Here is a 22612-nt window from a genome sequence, read left to right as displayed (position 1 = left end):
CACCGGCCTCGTCGTTCGTCATCGCATCCCGTCTGCCACCGGCGGCTGGGGTCGCCGGAGTGTCGAGGAGGCACGGCGGCCCGGATGTGACGGCCGTCCCCCTACCCGTGCTGCCTCAGCAGTCGGCGGCGCGGGACGCTGCGTTACGGGGCGCTGGCTCGTCGTGTCGAGGCCAGCGTGCCGAAGGCACCAGCGCTACAGCCCGGCCCGATCGAAGCGATCCATCAAGCTCGACTTCCGCACGTGCCGAACCCGCAGCTCCCCGACTCGGCGCGCGAACTCAGCCGGTTTTGCCACCTCCCGAAGATCCTCCAGCAGGTCCACGGCCCGGTCGTACTCGGCAGGCTTCTTCGTTTCGATCATCGCGTCGACGCGCGTCCACGCCCGATCGCCATCGGCGGCGAGCGCCGCCAGCCGCCGGGCGCGCTTGGCGGCGCGCTCGCGCTCCCGATCCTCGGCGGCCCGCCGCTTCCGCTCCTCCTCGGCGCGGACCCGGTCCTTCCACCGGGCCTCGGCAGCCGCCCGCAGCTCACCCGCGGTGCGATTTCCGGGCTGAGCCGGGGCCGCGCCGCGGAACCGCCGCAGCAGCCCGGCACGCAGATGCGGGTCGTCGCCGCGCAGCAGTGTGAGCAGCGCGGCGTCCTTCTCGGCCGCCGGGAGGCTCGCCACCCAGGCGGCCATGTCCTCCGCCGGTGCCGCCGCGATCGAGGCGCGCTGGGCCACGGCCAGCAGGTCCGGATCGATGCGCAGGAACTCGGCGACCGACTTCAACGACCCCGTCAGTTTCCCGAGCCCCGCCGGCACGGGCAGCTCCTCCTCGTCCGGGACCTCGTGGGTCTGCACGCACAGCAGCCAGGCGAGGTAGAGCAGCCGTAGATCGCCGAAGACCAGCTCCGCGCGCGCCGGCACGATGCCCGACAGCCAGCCCTCGCCGCCCCATTCGAAGTCGTCGGTCTCCTGGTCCCCGGAGACCAGATCGATCACCACGTGCTCTCCGCTGACGCGCGCGCTCGCCGCGTCTCCCACGCAGTAGCGCTGGGCAGTCGGAAGGTCGAGCAGCCGCGAGGGCACCCGGAACGACAGCCACCGCGTGCCCCAGTTCGTGAGGTAGAGGAACGCGTCGTAGTAGCGCTCCATCAGCACCCGCGGGTCACCTCGGAAGTTGCCCCACTCGTAGGTGTTCACGAAGCTCGTCGGCGTGATGTGCGCTCGCGTCGACAGGGCACGAACCTCGTCGAGCTGACGCTCGTCCAGCGGCCGATCGATGGCCACGAACTCGTAGTACTGGTACTCGCTCACGCCCCACGCCCTCCCGGCACGGGGCGCACCATATCGATCGTCGGCTTGTGGCCCGGGCCTGCTTCGCCGGTGCCGGGGCGAGCGGGTTGCCCGGACCCAGAGCCGTGCCGGTGCTGTCACGCAGTGAGCAAGGCCTCTGATCACGAGAAGATATCGAAGATTCTTTTCGGATCGACTTCCTGATCGATTCACCATGTGCGCTGTACAAACGGGCGGGCAGCGACTCCGGGAAGTCTGTTTCGTGATTCTGCTCACCTCCCAGTGAATTTGACGCACCCGGTGGACCAGCACGTACGGTCGCTGCCGTCGGTCTCAGGGCATCCGACCCCATCCCCCGAATCGCCCTCCCCGCATTGATGGAGAAACCTGAAGAATGGCTCCCCGCCCCCGCATGTCCGTAACCAAGAATCTTGTTCGTCTCGCCCTCGCCGGTGCCGTTGTGATCGGTGGCCCGCTCGCGATGGCCGGCACCGCGAACGCCGCTCCGGGCAGCGTCTGGGACAAGCTCGCCATGTGTGAGAGCACCGGCAACTGGTCGATCAATACCGGTAACGGCTTCTCCGGTGGCCTGCAGTTCACGCCGCAGACCTGGAGGGCCTTCGGTGGCAAGGGTCAGGCGCACCACGCCAGCCGCGAGGAGCAGATCACCGTCGCCGAGCGGGTTCTCGACGGCCAGGGCTGGGGTGCGTGGCCTGCGTGCTCGCGCAAGCTCGGCCTGCGCTGATCACTCGCCCGGTACAGGTCCGCGCAAGGAACGCCCGCAGACGCACTCCGTCCTCCACGACGTCGCCGACGCGCATCACCACCACCAGGTCGCACAGCAGGTGCAGCTCCGCGGCCTGGACCGGCTCGCGATCGTTCCGCCACCATGCGCGAGCCGGCCACTGAGATGATCATGGACTGGCGGCGTCGATGAACACGTTGCCGGAACGTTATGCGTCAACGCGTTAAAAGATCGCCTGCGCACCCGCTACGTTTCAGCTGTTCGGCTGGTGTCGGAAGCGCCCCTCAACGTGGAGGTCACCGTGCGCAAGCTCGCAGCCGCATTGCTGGCCCTGGCCCTCGGCGCCGCTGCCTGCGGTGGCGGTGGGGGCGGGGGCGGCGCCGAGGAAGGGCCGATCAGGATCGGGCTGATCACCTCGCTGACGGGTAACTACGCGCCGCTGGGCACGAACGACGAGAAGGGCGTGAACCTCGCGGTCGCGCAGATCAACCAGAACGGCGGCATCAACGGACGCCAGGTCGAGGTCGTCGTCAGGAACGACGAGACCAACCCCGACCAGGCGGTCATCGCGTTCAACGACCTGCTGGGCCAGGAGGTGGACGCTGTCATCGGGCCGGTCTTCTCCAACTCGTCACTGGCGGTCATCCCCCTTGCCGAGCGCAACCAGATGCCGTTCGTGTCGACGTCGGCCTCGGATCAGCAGGTGGAACCCATCCGCGAGTACGCGTTCATGACGCCGCCGCTGGCCAGCCAGGTCGCCGAGCGGCACCTGCAGCACTTCCGGGCGGAGGGCATGACGAGGATCGCGCTCGCCCACGACACGCAGAGCGCGTACGCGGTCACCGGCTACACCAAGATCAAGGAGCTGGCCGCGCCCTACGGGGTGGAGTTCGTGGCCGACGAGACCTTCGAGACGGGTACGGGCGATTTCAGTGCGCTCTTCACCCACGTCCGCGAGTCCGGCGCCGACGCTCTCATGGTGTGGGTCACCGGGGCGCCCGCGGTGGTCATCACCAAGCAGTTCGCCGAGGCCGACCTCGGCATGTCGCTGGTCATGACCGGCGCCGAGTGCAGCACGCTCTACACGGAGCCTGCGGGCCCGGCGGCCAACGGGGTCATCCTCGACTGCGTCGCCGGCGCCATCGGGCCCCACCTGCCCGAGTCCGAACTCAAGAACACCGTGCTGGAGATGGCCGTCCCCTTCCAGGAGCAGCACGGCTACTACCCGCCGCAGTTCGCCTTCGACGCGTACACCGCGATGCGGACGCTCGCCGCGGCGATCGAGAAGGCGGGCAGCACGGAGGCGGACGCGATCCGGTCGGCGATGGAGGGTCTGACGATGGTCACCCCCTCGGGCAGGGTGGAGTTCGGGCCGGACAAGCACCACGCTCTGGTACCCGAGAACATCTCGGTGGTCACGGTCCAGAACGGCGAGTTCGTGCCGACGGAGTGGGCGCGGCAGGAGTTGATGACCAATTTCGGCTGATCCCGGTTCGATGCTCGAAACCGACCAGGTCTCCCGCTCGTTCGGAGGCGTGTTCGCCGTGCGTGACGTCAGCCTGTCGATCGGGGAGGGCGAGCTGCGCGGCGTCATCGGGCCGAACGGCGCCGGCAAGTCGACGCTGTTCAACCTGATCACCGGGCATCTGCGCGCCGACCACGGCAGCATCGCCTACCGCGGCCGGCGCATCGACCGCATGCCACCCCACCGACGGGCGACACTCGGGATCTCCATCGTCTTCCAGGGAGCTCGCACCTTCCACGGGATGACCGTCCTCGAGAACGCCATGGTCGGCGCCCACACGTGGACGCGGCACGGCTTCTTCTCGGGCGCGCTGCGACTTCCCCCGTACTGGCGGGAGGAGCCCCGGATCCGGGCGCGGGCGGGAGAGGCGATCGATCGGGTGGGTCTCACCCCGTGGGCCGACCGCTACGCCGAGTCGCTGCCGCTCGGGCAACAGCGGCGGCTGCAGATCGCGCGCGCCCTGTGCGCGCAGCCGAAGCTGTTGCTGCTGGACGAGCCGGCCTCGGGGCTGCGCGCCGAGGAGCGTGGACAGCTCGCCGCACTCGTCAGGCAGCTGCACCGGGAGGGACTCACCATGATGCTCGTGGAGCACGACGTCGCGTTCGTCACCGGGCTTGCCGACCGGATCACCGTGCTCGATCTCGGTGAGGTCATCGCGAACGGCCCGCCCGCGGAGATCCGCCGTGACGAGCGGGTGATCGCCGCGTACCTCGGCGAGGCGTCCGCCGATGCTTGAGGTGGACGACCTCGTCGTCCGCTACGGCGCGGCGACCGCGCTGGACGGGGTGAGCCTGCGGCTCGGGCCGCGGGAGATGGTGGCGCTGGTCGGGCCGAACGGCGCGGGCAAGAGCACGCTGCTGAACACGCTGTCCGGGATCCTGAGACCCGCTGCCGGTCGGATGCGCATCGAGGGACGGCTGGCCCAAGTACCCGAGGGGCGGCAGCTCTTCGGTGACCTCACCGTCGAGGACAACGTGCGGCTCGGGGCCTGGCGCTCCGGCGACCGCGATCCGGGCCGGGTCTACCGGCTGTTCCCCGACCTGGACCGGTTGCGCCACCGCCGCGCCGACACCCTGTCCGGGGGAGAGCAGCAGATGGTGGCCGTCGGGCGGGCGCTGATGTCGGATCCGGACATCCTCGCCGTCGACGAGCTCTCGCTGGGCCTCGCGCCGCTCGTCGTGGCCGACCTCGTCGAGCACCTGCGCACGCTCAACGAGGAGCGCGGCATGGCCGTCCTGCTGGTCGAGCAGAACGCCCGGCTGGCCTTCGACGTCTGCGAGCGCGCCTACATCATCGAGGCGGGGCGCATCGTCGCCGACGGCAGCTGCTCGGACCTGGCGAACAGCGCGGCGGTCCAACGCGCGTACCTCGGCGGCCCCGTCACCGAGAACGGTGAGCCGGCCACGTGAGCGCATTCGTCCAGTACCTGATCTCCGGGCTCGCGCTCGGCTGCGCGTTCGCCCTCGTGGGGAGCGGGTTCGTCGTCATCCACCGCGTCACCCGGGTGGTGAACTTCGCGCAGGGTGCCTTCCCCGTGGTCGCGGGGTTGACGACAGCCTCCCTGCTCACCGGCGGCCTTCCGCACGGCGTTGCGGAGGTCGCCGCCGTCGCCCTCGCCGGAGTCATCGGGCTCGTGGTCGGTGTCATCGCGATCGGCAAGCCGGGGACACCGCCGCTGGCCTCCCTCGTCATCACCCTTGGCGTCGCGATCTTCGCCTACGCGGTCGAGATCGTCATCTGGGGCGACCAGCCGGTGTCGTTCCCCGGCCTCCCCGGCGCGTTGACGATCGCGGGGGCCCGCATCCAGCAGCAGTACTTCCTCGTCATCGTCGTCGCGCTCGTCACGTTCGCGTTGCTGGAGCTGTTCTTCGGCCGCACCTACCTCGGCAAGGGGCTCGCCGCGTGCGCGAGCAACCCGCACTCCGCCCGGCTCGTCGGCATCGACGTCACCCGGATGGGCCTGATCGCCTTCGCCCTCGGCGGTGTCCTGGGTGGCCTGGCCGGCGTCCTCGTCACCCCGCTGCAGGCAGTCACTTTCGACTCCGACGTCTCGCTGGCGATCAACGGGTTCGCCGCGGCCATCTTCGGCGGGCTCATGCGGCCCGGGATGGCGCTCGTTGGCGGGCTCGTCCTCGGCGTGGCCCAGTCCTTCGTCGCCGGCTACATCAACTCGGCGTTCCAGACCGAGGTCGCGCTCACCATCATGCTGGCGCTCATGGTCTGGCAGGCCAGCCGCCGCAGCGTTCTGGAGGAGGCGTGACCCGACCGAAGTTCGGCTACACCGTGGCCGGCGCCGTCGCGGCGGGCTCGTGCGCCGTACCGCTCCTGATGAGCAGGTCCCAGCTCACCATCTACATCCTGCTGGGGCTGGCGATCATCGTCACCACGGGGCTGTCGCTGCTGATGGGGTATGCAGGGCAGGTTTCCCTCGGCCAGGGCGCCTTCTACGCCATCGGCGCCTACACCGCGGGCCTGATGGCCGTGGGTGGCCTCCCCCCGCTGCTCGGTCTGGCCGCGGCGCCGGTGTTCGCCGCCGCGGTGGCCGCCGCCGTCGGCATACCGCTGCTGCGGCTGCGCGGCCACTACCTCGCCTTCGCCACCCTGGCCGTGCAGCTCATCCTGCTCTCGCTGGTCGGCCAGTTCGAGTTCACTGGCGGGGACATCGGCCTGCGCGGCATCCCACAGCTCGGCGTCGGCGACGCGACGCTCACCAGCTCGCTCGCCTACGCCTACGTCACGTGGGTGGCCGCCGCGCTCGCGCTGCTCCTCGCCCGCAACGTCATCAGGTCCCGGCCGGGGCGCGGGCTGCGCGCCCTCGCCTCCACGGAGATCGCCGCCAAGTCGGCCGGCGTCCCGGTGGGCCGCTACAAGCTCGCCGCCTTCAGCCTCTCGGCCGCCTATGCCGGGCTCGCCGGCGGGATCTACGCCTTCTACCTCGGCTACATCTCGCCGGGCTCGTTCCCGGTTCTGATCTCGATCGAGTTCGTCGTCATGGCCGTGGTGGGCGGGCTCGGCACGGTGTGGGGGCCGGTCGTGGGGGCCACCCTCGTCACGCTCCTCGTGCAGGCGCTGAACGCGCTGGGAACGATGCCGGGCATGCCGCCGTACGCCCCCAGCGTGCTCTCCTACGCGGTCTACGCACTCCTGCTCGTCCTGGTCCTGCTCTTCATGCCGCGCGGACTGCTGCCCAGCATCGCCGCACGGCTGGAGGAACGCCGGGCGCTCGCTCGTGAGCCGGCTCGCCGGTGACGTCGATCAGGTGGCGAAGTCCGGGATGGCGGCCCGGGCATGGTCCGCCCTGCCTTTCGGCTCCTCCCACTCCTCCTGCCGGCCCAGGGCCGTCATGTCCAGGAAGGCGTAGGAGCCGCCGAGCATCTCGCCACCGCGGGCGAAGACCGAGTAGGTGTGGAACACCCGGTCGTCGTCGCGCAGGAAGCAGCTGAAGCCGGGCAGTTCGAGCGGCTGATCACCTTCCACGTAGTACGAGGTGCCCGCTTGCGCGTGCTCCTCGGGGGTGCGGTAGTTGAACTCCATCGGTGCGACCGACTCGTCCAAGGTGACGTGGAAGTCGTAGTTGAAGTCGCTGCCGTACGAGGAGTACATCGGCAGCGTCCAGCCACGCTTGGCCTTGTACCGCTCGATCTTCTCGATCGGCGCTCGCGCGACGACCGCGAACGTGGTGTCCCGGACGTGCAGGTGGGCGAGCAGCCCGGGCGCGATCTCGTCGATCCCTGCGGTGCAGCTGGGGCACCCGTCCTCCCAGTCGGGGCCGAACATCATGTGCTGGACGATGAGCTGACGGCGCCCCTCGAACAGGTCCTGAAGCGTGGCCGGGCCGCTCGGGCCGGTGAAGGCGTACGCCTTGTCGATCTCGACCATCGGCAGCATCCGGCGCTCCGTGTTCAGCGCGTCCCGGGCTCGCGTGGCCTCCTTCTCCTTCACCAGTAGCTGCTTGCGGGCGTCCAGCCACTCCTTGCGTGACACGATCTCGGGCAGGCTCATGAGCGGACCTCCTGGCGGGTTACGCGTACGGGTCCTCCGTGTAGACCGGCCACGCCGCCGAAAGTCATCGGTCCGACTCCCCTTTCGCCCGCCGGAGCACCTCCTCCTCGGTCAGGGCGCTGGACGGGTGGTGGCTCAGGCACATCGGCATCCGGACCTTGTCGAACCGCACCCCGGTCACTCACGGCGTAGAACGTCCCGGAGGTCAGGCGGGCGATGTCGTCGACGTCGCCCCCCTTGCGCGGCGTTCCTTGACGAACGGGCCGTACACGAGGTGCCGGCGACGGTCGTCCAGCTGCTCACCGATGTGTCCGCACGCGCACGGCGGCTGCGTGACCTCGGCGTGCGCCGAGTCGTCGCGTTGGTTACTCCTCTCCCCGCACCCGCCGAAGCACCTCGACGCCGACGCCTTCCCCCTGCCAACCCGTTCTGGGAGGCTGGAGGAATCCACCGCGATGGGGCGAGGGGATGGCAGAGCCGATGGTTGGACGAGGGTCCGGGCCGATCTCCGACTCGGAGCATCAGCGCGGCGGGCCGACGCTCATCCAGTCGGTGCAGCGTGCGCTGCGGGTGATCGAGGTCGTTGCTGAGCGCGAGGGGCGGGCGTCCGCGAAGGAGGTCGCGCGGGCCGCGGGCCTCCCCCTCGCCACGGCCTACCACCTGCTGCGCACGTGCACCCACGAGGGCTGGCTGCAGCGCCTCGACGACGGGACCTACGTACTCGGCCACCGCCTCGACGTCATCCGCGGGCAGGGCCGGGCAGCGCGCGGCGTGGCGCAGGCCCGCCCGGCGTTGGAATGGCTGCGCGACAAGATCGGCGGCGCGGTCTACGTCGCCCGGCACGTCGACGGTGAGGTCGTCATCATCGATGTCGTGGACAGCCCCAAGTCCCCGCGGATCGACCTGTGGGTCGGGTTGCACGACGCGGCGCACGCCACCGCGCTGGGCAAGTGCATCCTCGGCCAGCTGCCGGCGACCGAGCGGCTCGACTACCTGTCCCGCCATCCGCTGCACGACCTCACCCCGCGCACGGTCGTCGATCCCCGGAAGCTGCGGCTCCCACCGCCCGGTGCGGTGGCCGTCGACGACGAGGAGTACGCGCTCGGCGTCGCCTGCCTCGCCGTACCGTTCGTCACCGCCACGGGCGCCGGCGCCCTGGGCATCGTCGTCCCGCCGCGGTACCCGGACCGCGAACACTGGGTGGGCGCCCTGCAGGCCGGGGCGGGCCGCGTGTCGCGCGCGTTCGCCCTGGTGGGCAGCAACTGAGGGTCGCCTGACCTTCGTCGTCACCATCTGAAACCCGACCCCTTTCGAGGGCTGTGCCCCGGGTCACAGGATTACGGGATGGCCACCCCTCCGGATGCGCCGGTCTGGGCCGTCCGCGCGCTGTCCGACGTCTACGACCCCTGCTGCCGGGAGAAGGGGATCTCGGTGGTCGACATGGGGCTGCTCCGGGCGGTCACCGTCAACGAGCGGCACGCCCGCATCGAGCTGGTGCTCACGTCCGGATGGTGCCCGTTCGCGTCCCGAGTGCTCAGCGACGTCGAGGACGCGATCGTTGCGCACTCCGGCGTCGAGAGCGCTGAGGCAAAGGTCGTCTGGGACGAGGCGTGGACGACCGACCGGCTCTCGGCATCCGCCGCCCGCAAGCTCCGCCTGCTGCCCGACCCGACCGCCGTTCCGGACCGGGACGCCTACATCGCCGCCCAGGAGGCCAGCAGATGATCGGCGACGCTTTCGTCTTCGACGGGGTCGCGCACCTGTTCAACTTCAGTGCCAAGAACACCATCGGCCGGGCGGGCGAGATGTTCGCCAACCACGTCTACGCCTTCCACCAGGCCCTGACCCCGGATGACGAGCCCAAGCTCGCCGCCGACGACTTCCTCAGGGCCTGGACCCCGGGCGACGTCCACCGCATGGTCTTCGACCGCTCCGACACCGACATGCTCGTCGCGATGCCACTCCCTCTCACCGACCTGTTCCGCGACGGCCTGTCGCCGTGGGAGGAGTGCGCGGAGCTCGCCTTCCGCGACCCTGACCGGACCATCTTCTGGGGCTCGGTGAACCCGCTCGAGGGCCGCAGGGCGCTCGACCTCATGGAGCGGCAGGTCGGCGAGTTCGATGCCAAGGCGTTCAAGTTCTACAACGTGCGCTACGACTACGGCTCGCCGTTCCCCTGGCGGATGGACGACCCGCGCGTCGCGTTCCCCGTCTTCGAGAAGGCACAGGAGCTGGGGATCAACCTGATCGGCGTGCACAAGGGCCTCCCGCTGGGTCCACAGCCGATCGAGGCGACCCAGACCTGGGACATGGACGGGGCCGCCGCGAACTTCCCCGACATCAACTTCGTGATCTTCCACGTCGGGCTGCCGTTCATCGACGAGGTGTGCTGGCAGCTCATCCGGCACCCGAACCTGTACGCCTCGATCGCCGCGACGATCAACTTCATCGACCGGGCGCCGCGGGCATTCGCCGAGACGCTCGGCAAGCTGCTCTTCTGGTGCGGCGAGGACAAGATCATCTACGGCTCGGAGGCTCCGATCTGGCGGCCGCAGTGGGCGCTGCGGGCGTTCATGGACTTCCAGATACCGCAGGATCTGTGCGAGGGCTACGGCTACCCGCAGCTCACCGACCAGGCCAAGCGCAAGATCCTCGGCGAGAACCTGCTACGGCTGCACGGCATGGACGTCGAGGAGACGAAGGCACGGCTGGGGAGACGGCAGGCACATTGAGCGCCCTCCAGCAACTCGCCTGAGTGCGTGCCACCCTCAGCCGAAGGCGTTCGGATCACCTCGTCCCGGTCGGCGAGCAGCGCCTCGACGGCCGTCTTGCCCGTCACGGCGAGGTGGGCGTCGGCCGCCGTACCGGGACGTCAAGGACATCGAGTACGACTGGCCGAGCTTCGAGGCCGAGCCGTCCTGATTCGGGTCAGGGCCCCGGCTCACGCCGACGACACCACGAGCTCGGCCATCCGCTCCGGCCCCCGCGCCGCCGCCTCCTCCCGGACCGCCACGTCGAAGTGCTTGCGGGCCAGCTCCATCCACTCCACCTCGTCGCACGACGGGTCGAGCTCGGGGTCCAGGTACGTGGCGTGCAGCGCCGCCAGCGCCTGGATCCCGCCGACGAGCCCGTCGAGCAGGCAGCGCGCGGGACGGGACGGGTCGAGGGCGGTGAAGCACGGCTCGTCAGGCACCGGCTCGCTCGCCGCGAGGAGCATCCCGCGCGACGCCAGCACCGCCATCTGCAGCAGCTCCTGCGCGATTCCCAGCGGCGTCCGGTCCGGCCGCTCGGACGACGCCATCCGCAGCACGGTGCGTGCCACCGCCGAATCGAAGTACTCGACCTGCTCGGCCTGGTCGACGGCGTCCTCGGCGGTGGTCTCGGCAAGGCGCTCCATCACGGTGACCGCTGCCAGGAACCAGTGGATCGCGGCCACGGCGGCGGCCGACGGCTCGACCTCCGTGTAGAGCCGGGGGCTGCCCATCGGCACGTCGTGCGGCAGCCGGTCGGCGACGGCGATCTGTGCCGGTGACGGCGTGACGCGGGTGAGCATCACGGCCTGCCGCGCGCGGCCCGTGAGGTCGCCGCGTTCGGCTTTCCCGGCGGCGGTGATCTCCTCCTCGACATCTGCGATGACAGCCCGGCTGACGCCGGCGCTTCCCACCTCACGCAGCTCCCGCCCGATGCGGTGCGCGCTCTCCACCACCGGGTGCGGCTCCACGCGCAGCAGGTCCGGCCTCCGGCAGGTGCGGGCGGCGCATCGCCTGGAGCGCGTCGGCCACCGGCAGGTCGCAGATCTCCGGACGGACGTAGCTCAGCCAGACCGCCTCCGACATCCGGGTCAGGGCCCTGGCCAGGTGCAGGCCGACAGTCTCGTTCGTCGTGGGGTTCACGCGCGCGACCGTTCGGGCGGTGGCTCCGATGCCGGTGTCCCACACGGCGACGAGGTGGTGGGTGCTGGGGTCGTAGGCGTAGGTCGCCATGCGCGCATGATCAGCGGAGCCAGGCGCTTCCCGCGGCGAAACGGCGGAACTCGGTTGCAGGTGCAAACCCGATCCTGTCGGCACCCCTCGCTAACCTCGCCGCCATGACCCCGGGTGCCTCCCTCACGCACGCCGAGCGGGTCCGGCTCGAGGCGCTGCGCTACGCCACCGGCGAGGAGTCGGCCACGTATGTGGCGATCATGCGCACGTTCACCGGGGAGATCAGCGGGCTGTTGTCCGACCAGTCCGCATCGGAGGTCGCCGAGCGCCTCGCCGAGCTGGGCATCGAGGTCGACCGGGAGACCGTCGACGACCGGCTGTCCTACCTCGTCGAGCACGGCAACCTCGCGCGCAGCCCGCGGGAGACCGAAGCGCGGAGCCTGCGGGAGTACCTGCAGAACCGGGCCCGCTACCAGCTCACCCAGCGCGGCGAGCTGGTGCACCGGTTCGTCGAGGAGCTGCTGGGGCACACCGAGTCGGCCCGGGAGGTGTCCACCGAGATGCTCGGCGGCATCCTGCACGGGCTCACCGCGCTGGCCGCGCTCGACGGGGAGGCGATCGAGGCGGCCGACCCGGAGACGCTCGCCCGCGACATCGGCACCGTGTTCGCCCAGTTCGAGCGCCTGGTCTCCTCCACCCGCGACTTCTACACGTACCTGTCGCAGGTGCTGGTCCGCTACGACCTCGACCGGGCCGAGTTCGCGGTGTTCAAGACGGCGTTGCTGGACTACCTGCAGCGCTTCGTCGACGAGATCGCCCGGCACATGCCGCAGATCGCCGACGTGCTGGGGCGGGTCGAGTCGAACGTGCCGGCCCTGTGCGCGCGGGCCAACGCCGGGCAGCGGCTCCGCGGCGTCGACGGGGAGGTGGCGCGGCGCAGCGCCGGGCTGGACCCGGCCGACTGGGCGAGCCTGCACGCGTGGTTCATCGGGGGCGCCGGACGCGACTCCGACGCCGCCGGCGTCCGCCGCCTGGCCACCGACGCGATGCGGGCGCTGCTGGTCAACCTGCGCCGCATCGCCACCGGCGGCCGGGAACAGAGCCGCTACGCCGACCTCCTCACCTTGGCCCGGTGGTTCGCCGAGGCCGACGACGACACGGCGCACGCCCTGTGGGCCGCCGCCTTCGGCCTCTACTCGTGCCGCCATCTCGCCTTCGTCGCCGACGACGACGCCGACCCGATCCCGCCCACGGCATCCTGGTGGCGCACCCCGGTCGCCGACGTCCCGGTCGCCCTCCGCCGCACCGGCGCGCGCGCCGTCCGCGGACGGGCGGGTCGACGCGAGGACTACGCGGCGGCGAAGGCGGCCCGGATCGCCGAGCGGGAACGCGCGGAGGAACGCCGGGCCGCGGCGCTGGCCGAGATCCGGGCGCACGCCGGGCAGCTCGGCACCGTCCGGCTCTCCGACGAGGCCCGCGCCGTGCTGCTCGGCCTCTACTCCCGGGCGCTGGTCGAACGGGGCCGCCCACTCGCCGCGGGCGAGGTCGCGCGCGCCGACCTGGGCGGCTGGGAGCTGACGGTCTGCCGCGCCCCCGGCGCGGGCACCACGATCGTCAGCCCGGCCGGGCGGCTCGAGCTCCACGACCTCGCGCTCACCGTCCGAGAGGCCGAGTACCAGCAGCGGGAAACGGGATGAGCGAGCTTGCGAGCGAATCATCGATACAGCGTCTTGGGCGAATGCCCGCGACGAGCGCCAGCGAGGAGCTGGTATGAGTCGCATCGAACGGCCGGCACCGGCCGAGGACGTCCAGGCGGTCGCAGAACGCCAACGCGCTGCTCGCGCCCTGCTGCGCACTCCCCTGCTGCACGCCGACGGCCCGGGCGCAGACGACCTGCGGCTCGTCCGCCGCCACCGCGGGGAGCTGGAGCGGCTGTTCGCCGACGGCTTCGGCTATCGGCTCGTCGTCGACCCGGGCGCTGCGCGGCTGTTCAAGACCGGCCTCGGGCGCGACGCCACCCGCCCGCTGCGCCGCCGCGGTGGCAAGCCGTTCACGCCGCGCATGTACGCGCTGCTCTGCCTCACGGTGGCCGCGCTCGGCCGCGGGAAGTCGCAGATGCTGGTCGACGAGCTGGTGGCGCAGGTGCGTTCGGCGGCCGTCGACGCGGGCCTGGACGTCGACCTCGACGCCATCGCCGACCGACGCGCCCTCTACGCGGCGCTGTCGGCGCTGGTCGACCTCGGGGTGCTGCACGAGCGCGATGGCGACCTGGAGCACTGGGCCGACCAGCGCACCGCCTCGCTGCTCGACGTCCGCCGCGACCGGCTCGGGTTGCTCGTCTCCGCCGTCCTCGCCGGCGCCGACGGGCCGGACGACCTGATCGACCGCGCCGCGCTCCCGTCCGCGGCCGGTGGGGCCCGCGTCGCGGTGCGCCGCCGGCTCGTCGAGTCGCCGGTCCTGTCGGCCGACACGCTCACCGAGGAGCAGGCCGAGTGGTGGCGGCGCGGCCGCAACCGGGAGCGCGAGTGGTTCGCCGACCGGCTCGGCCTGCAGGTCGAGCTCCGCGCCGAGGGCGCGGTCGCGATCGACCCGAGCGGCGAGCTCACCGACGTCGAGTTCCCGGCCGGCGGTTCCGGCCGTCACCTGGCGTTGCTGCTGCTCGCCGCACTGGTCGCCCGGCTCCGGCCGAGCGCGCGCGAAGTCGCCGCGCCCGAGCGGGTGTGGCGTCGGGCCGGCCCGGAGTTGGTCGCGTCGGCGTCGGCGGACGTCATGGCCGACTGGGGTGCGGGGCTCAAGCGGGAGCACCGGGAGAACGCCGAGGCCGCCGTCGCCGAGGCCCGGCAGGTGCTGGTCGACTTCGGGCTGGTGCGCGTCGAGCCCGACGGCGGGTGGCTGGTCCACGCCGCCGCGGCCCGCTACGCCGTATCGGCGACGCTGGCCGATCAGGCGCGGTTCGAGGAGGAGGCATGACCGACCGGTTCCGGCTCTCCCGCGCGGGCGTGCTGAACGTGTGGCAGTACGACGACCAGGTCTTCGAGTTCGCAGGCGGCAGGCTGCTGCTGCGTGGCTCGAACGGCGCCGGGAAGTCGAAGACGCTCGAGATGCTGCTGCCGTTCGTCCTCGACGGCGACAAGGCCCGCATGACCGCGTCCGGGCGCCACCACACGAGCCTGCTGTGGCTCATGCTCGACGGCTACTCCGGGCAGAACCGGGCCGGGTACCTGTGGGTCGAGTTCGCCAACGCGAGCGAGTCGTTCACCTGCGGCATCGGGGTGCGGGCGTCGCAGTCCGCCCGCCAAGCGGTGGCCTGGTACTTCACCCTGCCCGGCCGGATCGGCGTCGACCTGGAGCTGGAGGACGACGCCGGCCCGCTGGCCCGTGAGCGGCTGCGGGCGGCGGTCGAGGAGCGCGGTGGGCACTTCTTCGACTCGCCGCGGGCGTACAAGCAGCACGTCGGCCGCACGCTGTTCGGGCTCGAACCGTTGCAGTACGACGAGCTGCTGCGGCTGCTCTACTGGCTGCGCCAGCCGCAGGTCGGCGAGGACATCGAGCCGGCCCGCCTCGCCGAGCAGCTCGTCCAGGCGCTCCCGCAGATCGACGACGACGCCGTCCGCTCGGCCGGCGACACGTTCGACGAGCTCGCGGCGTTCGGCGAGCAGCTCGACCGGCAGCGACGCAGCGCGGAAGGGGTAGCGGCGTTCGCCAGGGTGTACGCCGACTACGCCCGCGAGGTACTGCGGGCCCGCGGGTCCGAGGTCACCGGCGCGCACACCGAGCGCACCCGGCGGGTCCGCGAGGTCGAGCGGTGTGCCGCGGCGCTGTCGGAGATCGTCACGGAGCGGGAGTCGGCCAGGCGGGAGCGGTCCGAAGCCGGGCGGGAGCGGTCGGAGATCAGCGCCCGGCTCGCCGAGCTGCACGCCGACCCGCTGATGCGCACCGAACGCGAGCTGGCCGCCCGCCGGACGCTCGCCGGGGAACATCAGCAGGCCGCGCAGCGCGCCGCGGAGGCCGCGGCTTCGGCACAGCGCCGCGCCGGGCAGGCGGGCACCCGGGTTCGCACCGACGCCGGTCAGCTGGGCCAGGACCTGCGGGGGTTCTCGGGCACCGCCGGCGGGCACGCCACCGAGCTGTCCCGGGTGGGCGCCCGCGCCGCGCTCGCGATCGCCCCAGGGCTCCAGGAGCCCCGGCTTTCCGCGGCGGCCGACGCCGCCGCGGTGGTCGAGGCGGTCGATCGGCACAAGGCGTCGGTCGACGCCGCGCGGCCGGTGCTCGGCGAGCTGCGCGCCGCCGTGCAGGTCGTCGAGGAGGCGCTCGCCGCGTTCGACAAGGCGGCCGCCGACCGGGAACGCGCCGAGGAGGACGCGGCCAAGGCCGAGCAGCAGGCCGAGGCCGAGCGCGGACGGCTCGCCGACGCCCGCGGCACCGCAGAGCGTGCCGAGTGGGCCTACTCCGCCGCCCTTGACGGCTGGCGGGCGGCACCGAGGGCCGTCGGCTTCGAGCTGCCCGGCGAGCTGACGGCCGAAGCTGTTGCCGCCGTCCCGGCCATCGCACGGGCGGCGGCCGAGCCGGTCCTCGAACGACTGCGCGCGGAGCGGGCCACCGCCGCCGCAAACCGCACGGCGGCCGAGCGCGCACTCGACGAGGCCGGTCGCCGGCGCGCCGCGATCCTGGCCGAGGCCGACCCCGCGCCGGCCGAGCCCACATGGGCGCGCTCCCCGCGGGACGGCGCCGACGGAGCGCCGCTGTGGCGCCTGATCGACTTCGTCGATGGTCTCGAGGACGCGCAGCGGGCCGGAGTGGAGGCGGCGCTGGAGGCGTCCGGCCTGCTCGACGCCTGGGTGCGGGCCGACGGGGCCGTGCTCGACGCGGACCGCAACGACACGGTGCTGCCCGCCGGGCCCGCGGTCGTCGGGCGGTCGCTCGGGGACGTGCTGGTCCCCGACCCTCCCGTGTCCGGTCCGGTCACCGCCGGTGTCGTCGCGGGCGTACTGGCTCGGGTCGCGCTCGCACCGAAACCGGCCGAGACCGCGGCCGTCGCGCTGGACGGAAGCTGGCGGCTGGGGCCGCTCACCGGCCGCGCGACCAAACCGGTGGCCCAGTACATCGGCGCCACCGCGCGAGCGGCCGAACGGGCGCGGCGGCTCGCCGAGCTCGACGCGCTGATCGCCGTGCACACCGAGGCCCGGGAGACGGCCGCGGCGGCCGAACAGGTGGCGGCCGACTCGGCGCGCGCCGTCGAGGAGTGGCTCGCCGCCGCACCGCCGACCGACGAGCTGATCGCGGCGTGGACCCTGCTGGAGGAGCGCACGCGCACCACCGAGCGGGCCGAGCGGATCGCCACCGAGGCCGAGGACGCGGCCACCCGCGCCCGTTCGGTCGAGACCGGCAAGCGTCGTGAGCTGCACGAGATCGCGGTCCGACACGACCTACCCGCCGAGGCGGGGCCGCTCGCCTCCCGCCGGGAGGCACTGCGGGCACTCGACACCGCGCTCGCCGCTCACCTGGAGCGTGGTGGTGCACTGGCCGCCCGGTTGCGCCGTTGGGCCGACGACGCGGCCGCCTGGGAGACGTTGCTCGGCGAGGCGGAGGAGACGGCGCGCGAGGCGGAGGAGGCCGACGGTCGGGCCGCGGAGGCGCGAGCCGCGGCCGACGAGCTGGAGGCCACCGTCGATGCTCCGCTGCGGGAGATCCGCCGCCGCATCGAGCTCGCCGAGAAGCGCGACGCCGAGCTGCGGCGCCGCGAGGGCGAGCTCGGCGCGCGCATCGACCAACTGCTCACCGCGGGCGGCGCGGCCGAGCAGGCGTCCCGTGACGCGGTGGATCGGCTCGCCGAGCACGAACCCGTACTGGCGGATGCGGTCGCGGCATTCGCCGCCCTCGCCGACGTGCCCGGCCTGCTCGACTCGGGTGACCACCAGCCCGACGACGAGCGGGCTGTCGAGCCCACCGACGCGGCCATCGGCCTCGCCCGCGGATTCACCGCGGGCAGCCCGGTCCCGGCGTCGGTCCTCGCCATTGCCCGCCGCTTCGCCGGGCTGCCCGCGCCCGCCCGCTCGGGCACCACCACGGCCGTCTTCGCGGCCTGGCAGGAGGCGGCCAGCGGGCCGGCAGGCGACGTCGATCCGCGGGTGGTCGACGAGGGCGTCGCGCTCGCCGTGATCGGCCGCGACGACGCGGGCGAGCATCCCATCGGCGCGCTGGCGCAGCGCCTTGCCGCCGCCGTCGCCCGCGACGCCGACCTGCTCACGGAGCGGGAGCGGCGGCTGTTCGAGGAGCACATCCTCGGCGATCTCGGCGAGTCGTTGCGCTCCAGAAGACTCGAGGCCGAGGAGCTGGTCACCGAGATGAACAACCAGCTGCGCGGGGTCAGCACCAGCCAGGGCATCCAGGTACAGCTGCGGTGGAACCTGCGCGAGGACGTGTCCGCCGACGCCCGCCGCGCCGTCGAGCTGCTCGGCCGGCCGGTCGGGGCGCTGCTGCCCGGCGAGCGCCGCGAGCTACGCGATGCGCTGCACCGGCTGATCGAGGCGTCCCGCGCCGACGCCCCCGAGGACTCCTACACCGAGCACCTCACCCGCGCGCTGGACTACCGCCGCTGGTTCGCCTTCCGCATCCGCTACACCCGCCCGGAGACGGCCGGCACCTGGCACGACCTCCACCGGCGCTCGCCGCTCTCGCAGGGCGAGCAGAAGGTCGTCTGCTACCTGCCACTGTTCGCCGCCGCGGCGGCGCACTTCAGCTCGCTCGCCGGCGCCGCCCCGCACTCGCCCCGGTTCGTACTGCTCGACGACGCCTTTCCGAAGATCGACATCCGCACCCACCCGCTGCTGTTCGGCCTGCTCGTGCAGCTCGACCTGGACTTCGTCGTCACCAGCGAGCGGCTGTGGGGCGACCACGACACCGTGCCCTCGCTCGCCATCTACGAGGCGCTGCGGGACCCGAACGAGCGCGGGATCGCCCAGTACCGCCACACCTGGGACGGCCAGCGGCTGCACGCGGTCGGATGAGTGCGGGCTGGCTCGACGATCCCGGGCTGCGACGGGTCTGGGAGGTGTTGCGCGAGCGGCTCGAGGCAAGGGGCCTGCGCGTCGAAGGGCGCGTCGTGCTGGGCGGTCTCAGCCGCGAGGAGCGCCACGCCGTCGCCGGGCTGCTCGGGCGGGGCGTCACCCGCGACCGGGTCAGCGTCGATCTCGCCGCACTCGACGCCGATCTCGTGGCGCGGTCCGGGGTCGGTGGGCTGGTCGCGGTTGTCGAGCACGCCACCGGCACCCCGTTGCGGGACCGGCCCGGCGAACGTGCCCGGAATGCCGCACAGCGGGAGGCCCCCATCGAGCTGGCCCGCGCACTGCTCGCGGGCGAGCCATGGCTCCAGGTGTGGATCCAGGACGTCCGCCGGTCCGGGGTGCTGGCCCGCGCGACGGATGCGACGGCCGCCGTCCGCACCGCGGCCGCGGCGCTGGCCCGCCTGCCCGGGCCCGGGCTGTCGCGCACCGAGCTGGCCGTGGCCGCGGGCGGACACGCACACGCGCTGGACGACGGTACGACGGCCGCCGCGCTGGTGCTCCGCGCCCTGGCCGTCCAGGCCGGGGAACCGGTGCCCACCACCACGTCCGCCCGCCGGGACCTGTGGGAGCGCTCCGGTGTCCGGGTCGACCTCGTGTCGGCCACCTGCCTCACCTTGGGCCTGCGCGGCCACAGCGGATCCGTCGCCGCCCGGCTCGACCTCGCCGCCGATGCCGGCGACCCGGTGCACCTCACCGCGTGGGACCTCCGCCGCTGCACGCTGCAGGTACCGGAAGTCGTCCTGGTCTGCGAGAACCCGCGCGTCCTGGAGGCGGTGGCCGAGCAGGGCGGCCAGATGCCCGTCGTGTGCACGAGCGGCCAGCCCGCGCTCGTCGTCGTCGACGTGCTCGCCGCGCTGCGGGGCGCCGAGCTGCGCTACCACGGGGACTTCGACTGGCCGGGCATCGCGATCGCCAACCGTCTGATCGCCGAGGCCGGGGTGGCACCGTGGCGGATGTCGGCCGCCGACTACGAGCGCGGGCTCGTAGGCGCCACGCTCCCGCTCGTCGGTGCTCCGGTGGAGCCGGCTTGGGACCCTGAGCTGGGCGCGGCGATGCGCCACCACGGTGTCGCCGTGCACGAGGAGGCCGTGCTGTCGGACCTGCTCGACGGGAGCACGTGATCATCCGTTCGGGTACTGCACGGAGCCGAGTTGTCGAGCACGTCTCGCCATTCGTCCGGGAGCCGGCCTGGCACGAACGTCGAGCCTCTGTGGCGTGTGCCCACCGAGCGGCTACGGTTCCGCCGATGTTCGACATGGCTCAGCTGCGGGCCGCCATCCACCAGCACGACGGCGCGCAGCTCGTCGCACTGGTGCGGGCCGAAGGCGCCCTCGACGACGGCGACCCTCTGCAGATGATCGGGGACGGCCTGGTCACCGCCCTGACCGACAAGGTGGACGGCGCCGCCGAGGTAGCCGCAGCCGTGGCCGCCCGGCTGCGCGACCGCGGCTGGACGGGCGACCACGAACTCGCCGACCAGCTCGAATCCCGCCTCGGGACGATTCCGACACCGATGCTGCGCCCGCTGGCCGTCGACCTCGAGGAGCTCGCCATGGTGCTGGAAGGCGACCCGACGTCGGGCGACGGCCGGATCGATCTGCGCAATGGTGACGTGCTTCCGGACTTCACCTTCGAGTACCTCGTCGAGATCGGTCAGGAGCCGGACGACGAGGAGCAGGACCCGGACCGGTGGCTGCACGTCTGGTGCGAAGGTTCGAGGGGCGGTTACGGCGATATGGAGCGTTTCATCGACACACTGTCCGATGCCCGTCTCGCCGAGCGCTTGAGCGACGCGATTCGGGGGCGCGGTGCCTTCCGCCGGTTCAAGGACGTCCTCTCCGGGTCGCCGGAGGAGTTCGGGAGGTGGCACGTCTTCGCCGACGAACGCCAACGTGGCAGGGCCAGGGCGTGGCTCGCTGATGAGGGCTATCGCGTGGTTGCGAAACCCGGCTGACTCCCTCCGAGCACGTCTCTCGTGGCCCCTGAGCCGCTGGGCCGGGTCGCGGTCGTACACCGGAAGCACCAGCACCTGGTCTGTTGCGCCGTTGAGCGCGCGCACGCGGTGCCCTCGGACGTCCATACGCCGGCGCCAAGGTCAGCGTGGCCTGACCTCGCGCTCAGCGCACCGCACGAACGGCGCTCTCGTCCATGACGGGGTGCCATTCGTGCGTTCGGGCGAACAGGCGTGCGGGTTCAGCCAGCGTGAGAACCTAGGTGTCCAGCCGGCCTTCGGGCGGGCCAGACGACATTCTCCCAGGGAGGACCAGCGTGGCTGAGGCAGAGCAAGGACCGAACCCCGACCTTGCCGAACGGCTCAATTTTTGACGTGCCCCATTCCGCCCGCGTTCACAACTACTGGTTGGGTGGCAAGGACAACTACGAGGCCGACCGAGCAGCGGGTGACGCTGTGTTCGAGGTGTACCCGGGGATCGTGTGCTTTTCCGCGAGCAGGTTGTCAGCCCGAACGAGTGGATGCGGTTGGACCAGTCCCCGTGCTCGTAGCCCCACCTGCCGCTCCCCCGACGCGACGCGGGCCCATCGGGGAAGCACGTCAATCCGATCTGTCGGTCATCCACGAGGGGCACTATCTCCGGCACGCCGCCTCCTGGGCTCCTGCAGAACGCCGTGATCACCCCGAACGGCCGCGTATCCGGCGCCTGCCGCGACGGCGCGCGATCGACCACCACCCAAACCTCCGCCGCCTCCGCGCCCTCCCGGATCTCCTCGACGTAGTGCAGCCTGCGCTGCAGCCCCTCGGTCGGCCGGGCGGTGCTCACCACCCGCGCGATCACTTCGGCGCCGACACCGCGGTCGGTCGCGGCGTGTTGGCGCCCGAACGGACCCGGGCCGGCGGCAGCGGGCCGCCCTTCCCGGAGGATGACCACCAGCCCGTTCACGTCAGTGAATGCGGAGTGACAGCGGAACGGGGAGTGCGCTCCCTCGTATCTCGCGGGGTCGTCCGTCGGCACGGGGCAGGGCATCGCGCCGCCGGCGGCCGCCGGCGTCAGCGCGGCAGCGGCGACGCCGACGAGGAGCGACAGGTATCCAATCGAACGGTTCGGCATGACTGCATGGACGACGCCCTGCGCCCGCGGGTTCCACCGAGGTCAAGACGGCCTACGACCCGGAGAACGTCTTCCACCGCAACCACAACATCCCGCCGCACCGCTGATCAGGGACGGTAGAGGGTCGCGGCGAGTTGGACGAACGAGCGGACGAGCGGGCTGGTGTCCGCCTCGTTCCACGCGACGACGAGGCGGCTCGGTGGCATGTCGAGCAGCGGAACGGCCGTGAGCCCATCGGGCAGCGTGTGCCCGAGCGGCATCAGCCCGACCGTGCCGCTCCAGAGGACGGCCTGCATGCACTCGTGGACGGTGCGCACCACGGGACCATCGCCGCGGAGCTCGCCGCCGTTCCAGTAGGTGTGCCAGATGGGATCGGTTCCGTCCGGCAGCCGGAACCAGCGGCGATCGGCGAGATCGCCCAGGCGCACGGCGTCCCGGCGGGCGAGCGGGTCGTCCGCGCGCAGGACCACCCCGACGGGGTCGGTGCGCAACACGACGGTGCTGATCCCGGCGTCGTCGAACGGGGCGCGGGTGAGGGCGACCTCGACCAGGCCGGCCCGCAAGCCGGTGGTCGGGTCGGTGAAGCCTGCTTCCCGGATGCGAACGTCGACGCCAGGGTGGCGTTCGTGGAACGCGGCGGCGAGGCGGGTCCCGGCCTGCTCGGCGCTGTCGGCGAGGGTGCCGATCGTGATGGTCGCGGGGCCGCCGGCCGCGGCGACGCGGACGCGGAGCTGGTCGGCCTGCGCGAGCAGCGTGCGCGCTTCGTCGTAGAGCGCGGCGCCGGCGGCAGTGGGGGTGACCCCGGCGGCCGAGCGATGCAGGAGCAGGGTGCCGAGTTCTGTCTCCAGTTGCTTGACGGCCCTGCTCAACGGCGGCTGGGTCATGTGGAGGCGGACGGCGGCACGCCCGATGTGGCGTTCCTCGACGACAGCCACGAAGTAGCGCAGCAGCCGTAGGTCCATCACCAGCGAGGATACCGGCGCGGTATCGGATGAGCGGAAGAGGTGTTG

21 protein-coding genes are annotated in these 22612 nt (G+C 72.2%); 16 read left to right on the top strand and 5 right to left on the bottom strand.

Going from position 1 to position 22612, the window contains the following annotated elements; translation table 11 throughout:
• Window positions 1-195: 195 nt before the first annotated feature.
• Complete coding sequence (locus K1T35_RS11335; protein WP_220260120.1) at window positions 196-1299, bottom strand: hypothetical protein; 1104 nt, start codon at window positions 1297-1299, stop codon at window positions 196-198.
• Between the two features lie 373 nt (window positions 1300-1672).
• Between K1T35_RS11335 and K1T35_RS11330 the strand changes: the two genes are divergently transcribed.
• The 6 genes from K1T35_RS11330 to K1T35_RS11305 all read left to right on the top strand — a co-directional run bounded on the left by K1T35_RS11330 (window position 1673) and on the right by K1T35_RS11305 (window position 6797).
• Entirely contained in the window at window positions 1673-2023 is a 351-nt protein-coding gene (locus tag K1T35_RS11330; protein ID WP_304940851.1) for a transglycosylase family protein, read from the top strand.
• Between the two features lie 268 nt (window positions 2024-2291).
• Complete coding sequence (locus K1T35_RS11325; RefSeq protein WP_220260119.1) at window positions 2292-3509, top strand: ABC transporter substrate-binding protein; 1218 nt, start codon at window positions 2292-2294, stop codon at window positions 3507-3509.
• Between the two features lie 10 nt (window positions 3510-3519).
• Entirely contained in the window at window positions 3520-4284 is a 765-nt protein-coding gene (locus K1T35_RS11320) for an ABC transporter ATP-binding protein (protein WP_220260118.1), read from the top strand.
• A complete protein-coding gene (locus K1T35_RS11315) occupies window positions 4277-4957 on the top strand; it encodes an ABC transporter ATP-binding protein (protein WP_220260117.1) in 681 nt (226 codons plus the stop codon). Before K1T35_RS11320 ends, K1T35_RS11315 begins: the two co-directional genes overlap by 8 nt.
• Complete coding sequence (locus K1T35_RS11310) at window positions 4954-5808, top strand: branched-chain amino acid ABC transporter permease (RefSeq protein WP_220260116.1); 855 nt, start codon at window positions 4954-4956, stop codon at window positions 5806-5808. The genes K1T35_RS11315 and K1T35_RS11310 overlap by 4 nt, the downstream gene beginning before the upstream one ends.
• Window positions 5805-6797: a branched-chain amino acid ABC transporter permease gene (locus K1T35_RS11305; RefSeq protein WP_220260115.1), complete on the top strand. Its 993-nt coding sequence runs from the start codon at window positions 5805-5807 to the stop codon at window positions 6795-6797. Before K1T35_RS11310 ends, K1T35_RS11305 begins: the two co-directional genes overlap by 4 nt.
• A gap of 6 nt (window positions 6798-6803) precedes the next feature.
• Here the strand turns inward: K1T35_RS11305 and K1T35_RS11300 are convergent, their stop codons facing one another.
• Complete coding sequence (locus K1T35_RS11300; protein ID WP_220260114.1) at window positions 6804-7550, bottom strand: DUF899 domain-containing protein; 747 nt, start codon at window positions 7548-7550, stop codon at window positions 6804-6806.
• A gap of 480 nt (window positions 7551-8030) precedes the next feature.
• Between K1T35_RS11300 and K1T35_RS11295 the strand changes: the two genes are divergently transcribed.
• The 3 genes from K1T35_RS11295 to K1T35_RS11285 all read left to right on the top strand — a co-directional run bounded on the left by K1T35_RS11295 (window position 8031) and on the right by K1T35_RS11285 (window position 10282).
• Complete coding sequence (locus K1T35_RS11295; RefSeq protein WP_220260113.1) at window positions 8031-8816, top strand: IclR family transcriptional regulator; 786 nt, start codon at window positions 8031-8033, stop codon at window positions 8814-8816.
• A 78-nt stretch (window positions 8817-8894) separates the two neighbouring features.
• Complete coding sequence (locus K1T35_RS11290) at window positions 8895-9275, top strand: metal-sulfur cluster assembly factor (protein ID WP_220260112.1); 381 nt, start codon at window positions 8895-8897, stop codon at window positions 9273-9275.
• The gene (locus K1T35_RS11285; protein WP_220260111.1) at window positions 9272-10282 is read left to right on the top strand and encodes an amidohydrolase family protein; all 1011 of its coding nucleotides are present in this window, start codon (window positions 9272-9274) and stop codon (window positions 10280-10282) included. Before K1T35_RS11290 ends, K1T35_RS11285 begins: the two co-directional genes overlap by 4 nt.
• Before the next feature lie 209 nt (window positions 10283-10491).
• Here K1T35_RS11285 and K1T35_RS11280 read toward each other — a convergent pair whose 3' ends face one another.
• Together K1T35_RS11280 and K1T35_RS11275 are read right to left on the bottom strand one after the other, a co-directional pair.
• Complete coding sequence (locus tag K1T35_RS11280) at window positions 10492-11271, bottom strand: hypothetical protein (RefSeq protein ID WP_220260110.1); 780 nt, start codon at window positions 11269-11271, stop codon at window positions 10492-10494.
• Window positions 11216-11533: a hypothetical protein gene (locus tag K1T35_RS11275; protein ID WP_220260109.1), complete on the bottom strand. Its 318-nt coding sequence runs from the start codon at window positions 11531-11533 to the stop codon at window positions 11216-11218. The genes K1T35_RS11280 and K1T35_RS11275 overlap by 56 nt, the downstream gene beginning before the upstream one ends.
• A 104-nt stretch (window positions 11534-11637) precedes the next feature.
• Between K1T35_RS11275 and K1T35_RS11270 the strand changes: the two genes are divergently transcribed.
• From K1T35_RS11270 to K1T35_RS49745, 7 genes are all read left to right on the top strand, one after another.
• Window positions 11638-13170, top strand: coding sequence for a TIGR02677 family protein (locus tag K1T35_RS11270; protein ID WP_220260108.1), 1533 nt, complete (start codon window positions 11638-11640; stop codon window positions 13168-13170).
• A gap of 73 nt (window positions 13171-13243) precedes the next feature.
• A complete protein-coding gene (locus K1T35_RS11265) occupies window positions 13244-14443 on the top strand; it encodes a TIGR02678 family protein (RefSeq protein ID WP_220260107.1) in 1200 nt (399 codons plus the stop codon).
• The gene (locus K1T35_RS11260; RefSeq protein WP_220260106.1) at window positions 14440-18480 is read left to right on the top strand and encodes a TIGR02680 family protein; all 4041 of its coding nucleotides are present in this window, start codon (window positions 14440-14442) and stop codon (window positions 18478-18480) included. Before K1T35_RS11265 ends, K1T35_RS11260 begins: the two co-directional genes overlap by 4 nt.
• Window positions 18477-19658, top strand: coding sequence for a TIGR02679 family protein (locus K1T35_RS11255; protein ID WP_220260105.1), 1182 nt, complete (start codon window positions 18477-18479; stop codon window positions 19656-19658). The genes K1T35_RS11260 and K1T35_RS11255 overlap by 4 nt, the downstream gene beginning before the upstream one ends.
• A 125-nt stretch (window positions 19659-19783) precedes the next feature.
• Entirely contained in the window at window positions 19784-20491 is a 708-nt protein-coding gene (locus tag K1T35_RS11250) for a UPF0158 family protein (protein WP_220260104.1), read from the top strand.
• Window positions 20492-20863: 372 nt separating this feature from the next.
• Window positions 20864-21166, top strand: a complete 303-nt coding sequence (locus K1T35_RS11245) for an SAM-dependent methyltransferase (RefSeq protein ID WP_255622579.1) — start codon at window positions 20864-20866, stop codon at window positions 21164-21166.
• A 438-nt stretch (window positions 21167-21604) separates the two neighbouring features.
• Window positions 21605-21709 (top strand): BBE domain-containing protein, encoded by a 105-nt coding sequence (locus K1T35_RS49745; RefSeq protein WP_220262527.1) that lies wholly within the window; start codon window positions 21605-21607, stop codon window positions 21707-21709.
• Here K1T35_RS49745 and K1T35_RS11235 read toward each other — a convergent pair whose 3' ends face one another.
• Window positions 21710-22564: a LysR family transcriptional regulator gene (locus K1T35_RS11235; RefSeq protein ID WP_220260103.1), complete on the bottom strand. Its 855-nt coding sequence runs from the start codon at window positions 22562-22564 to the stop codon at window positions 21710-21712.
• Between the last annotated feature and the right edge of the window lie 48 nt (window positions 22565-22612).

Source organism: Pseudonocardia sp. DSM 110487, from assembly GCF_019468565.1.
Lineage (GTDB): Bacteria > Actinomycetota > Actinomycetes > Mycobacteriales > Pseudonocardiaceae > Pseudonocardia.
This window is presented reverse-complemented; position numbering and strand designations above follow the sequence as displayed.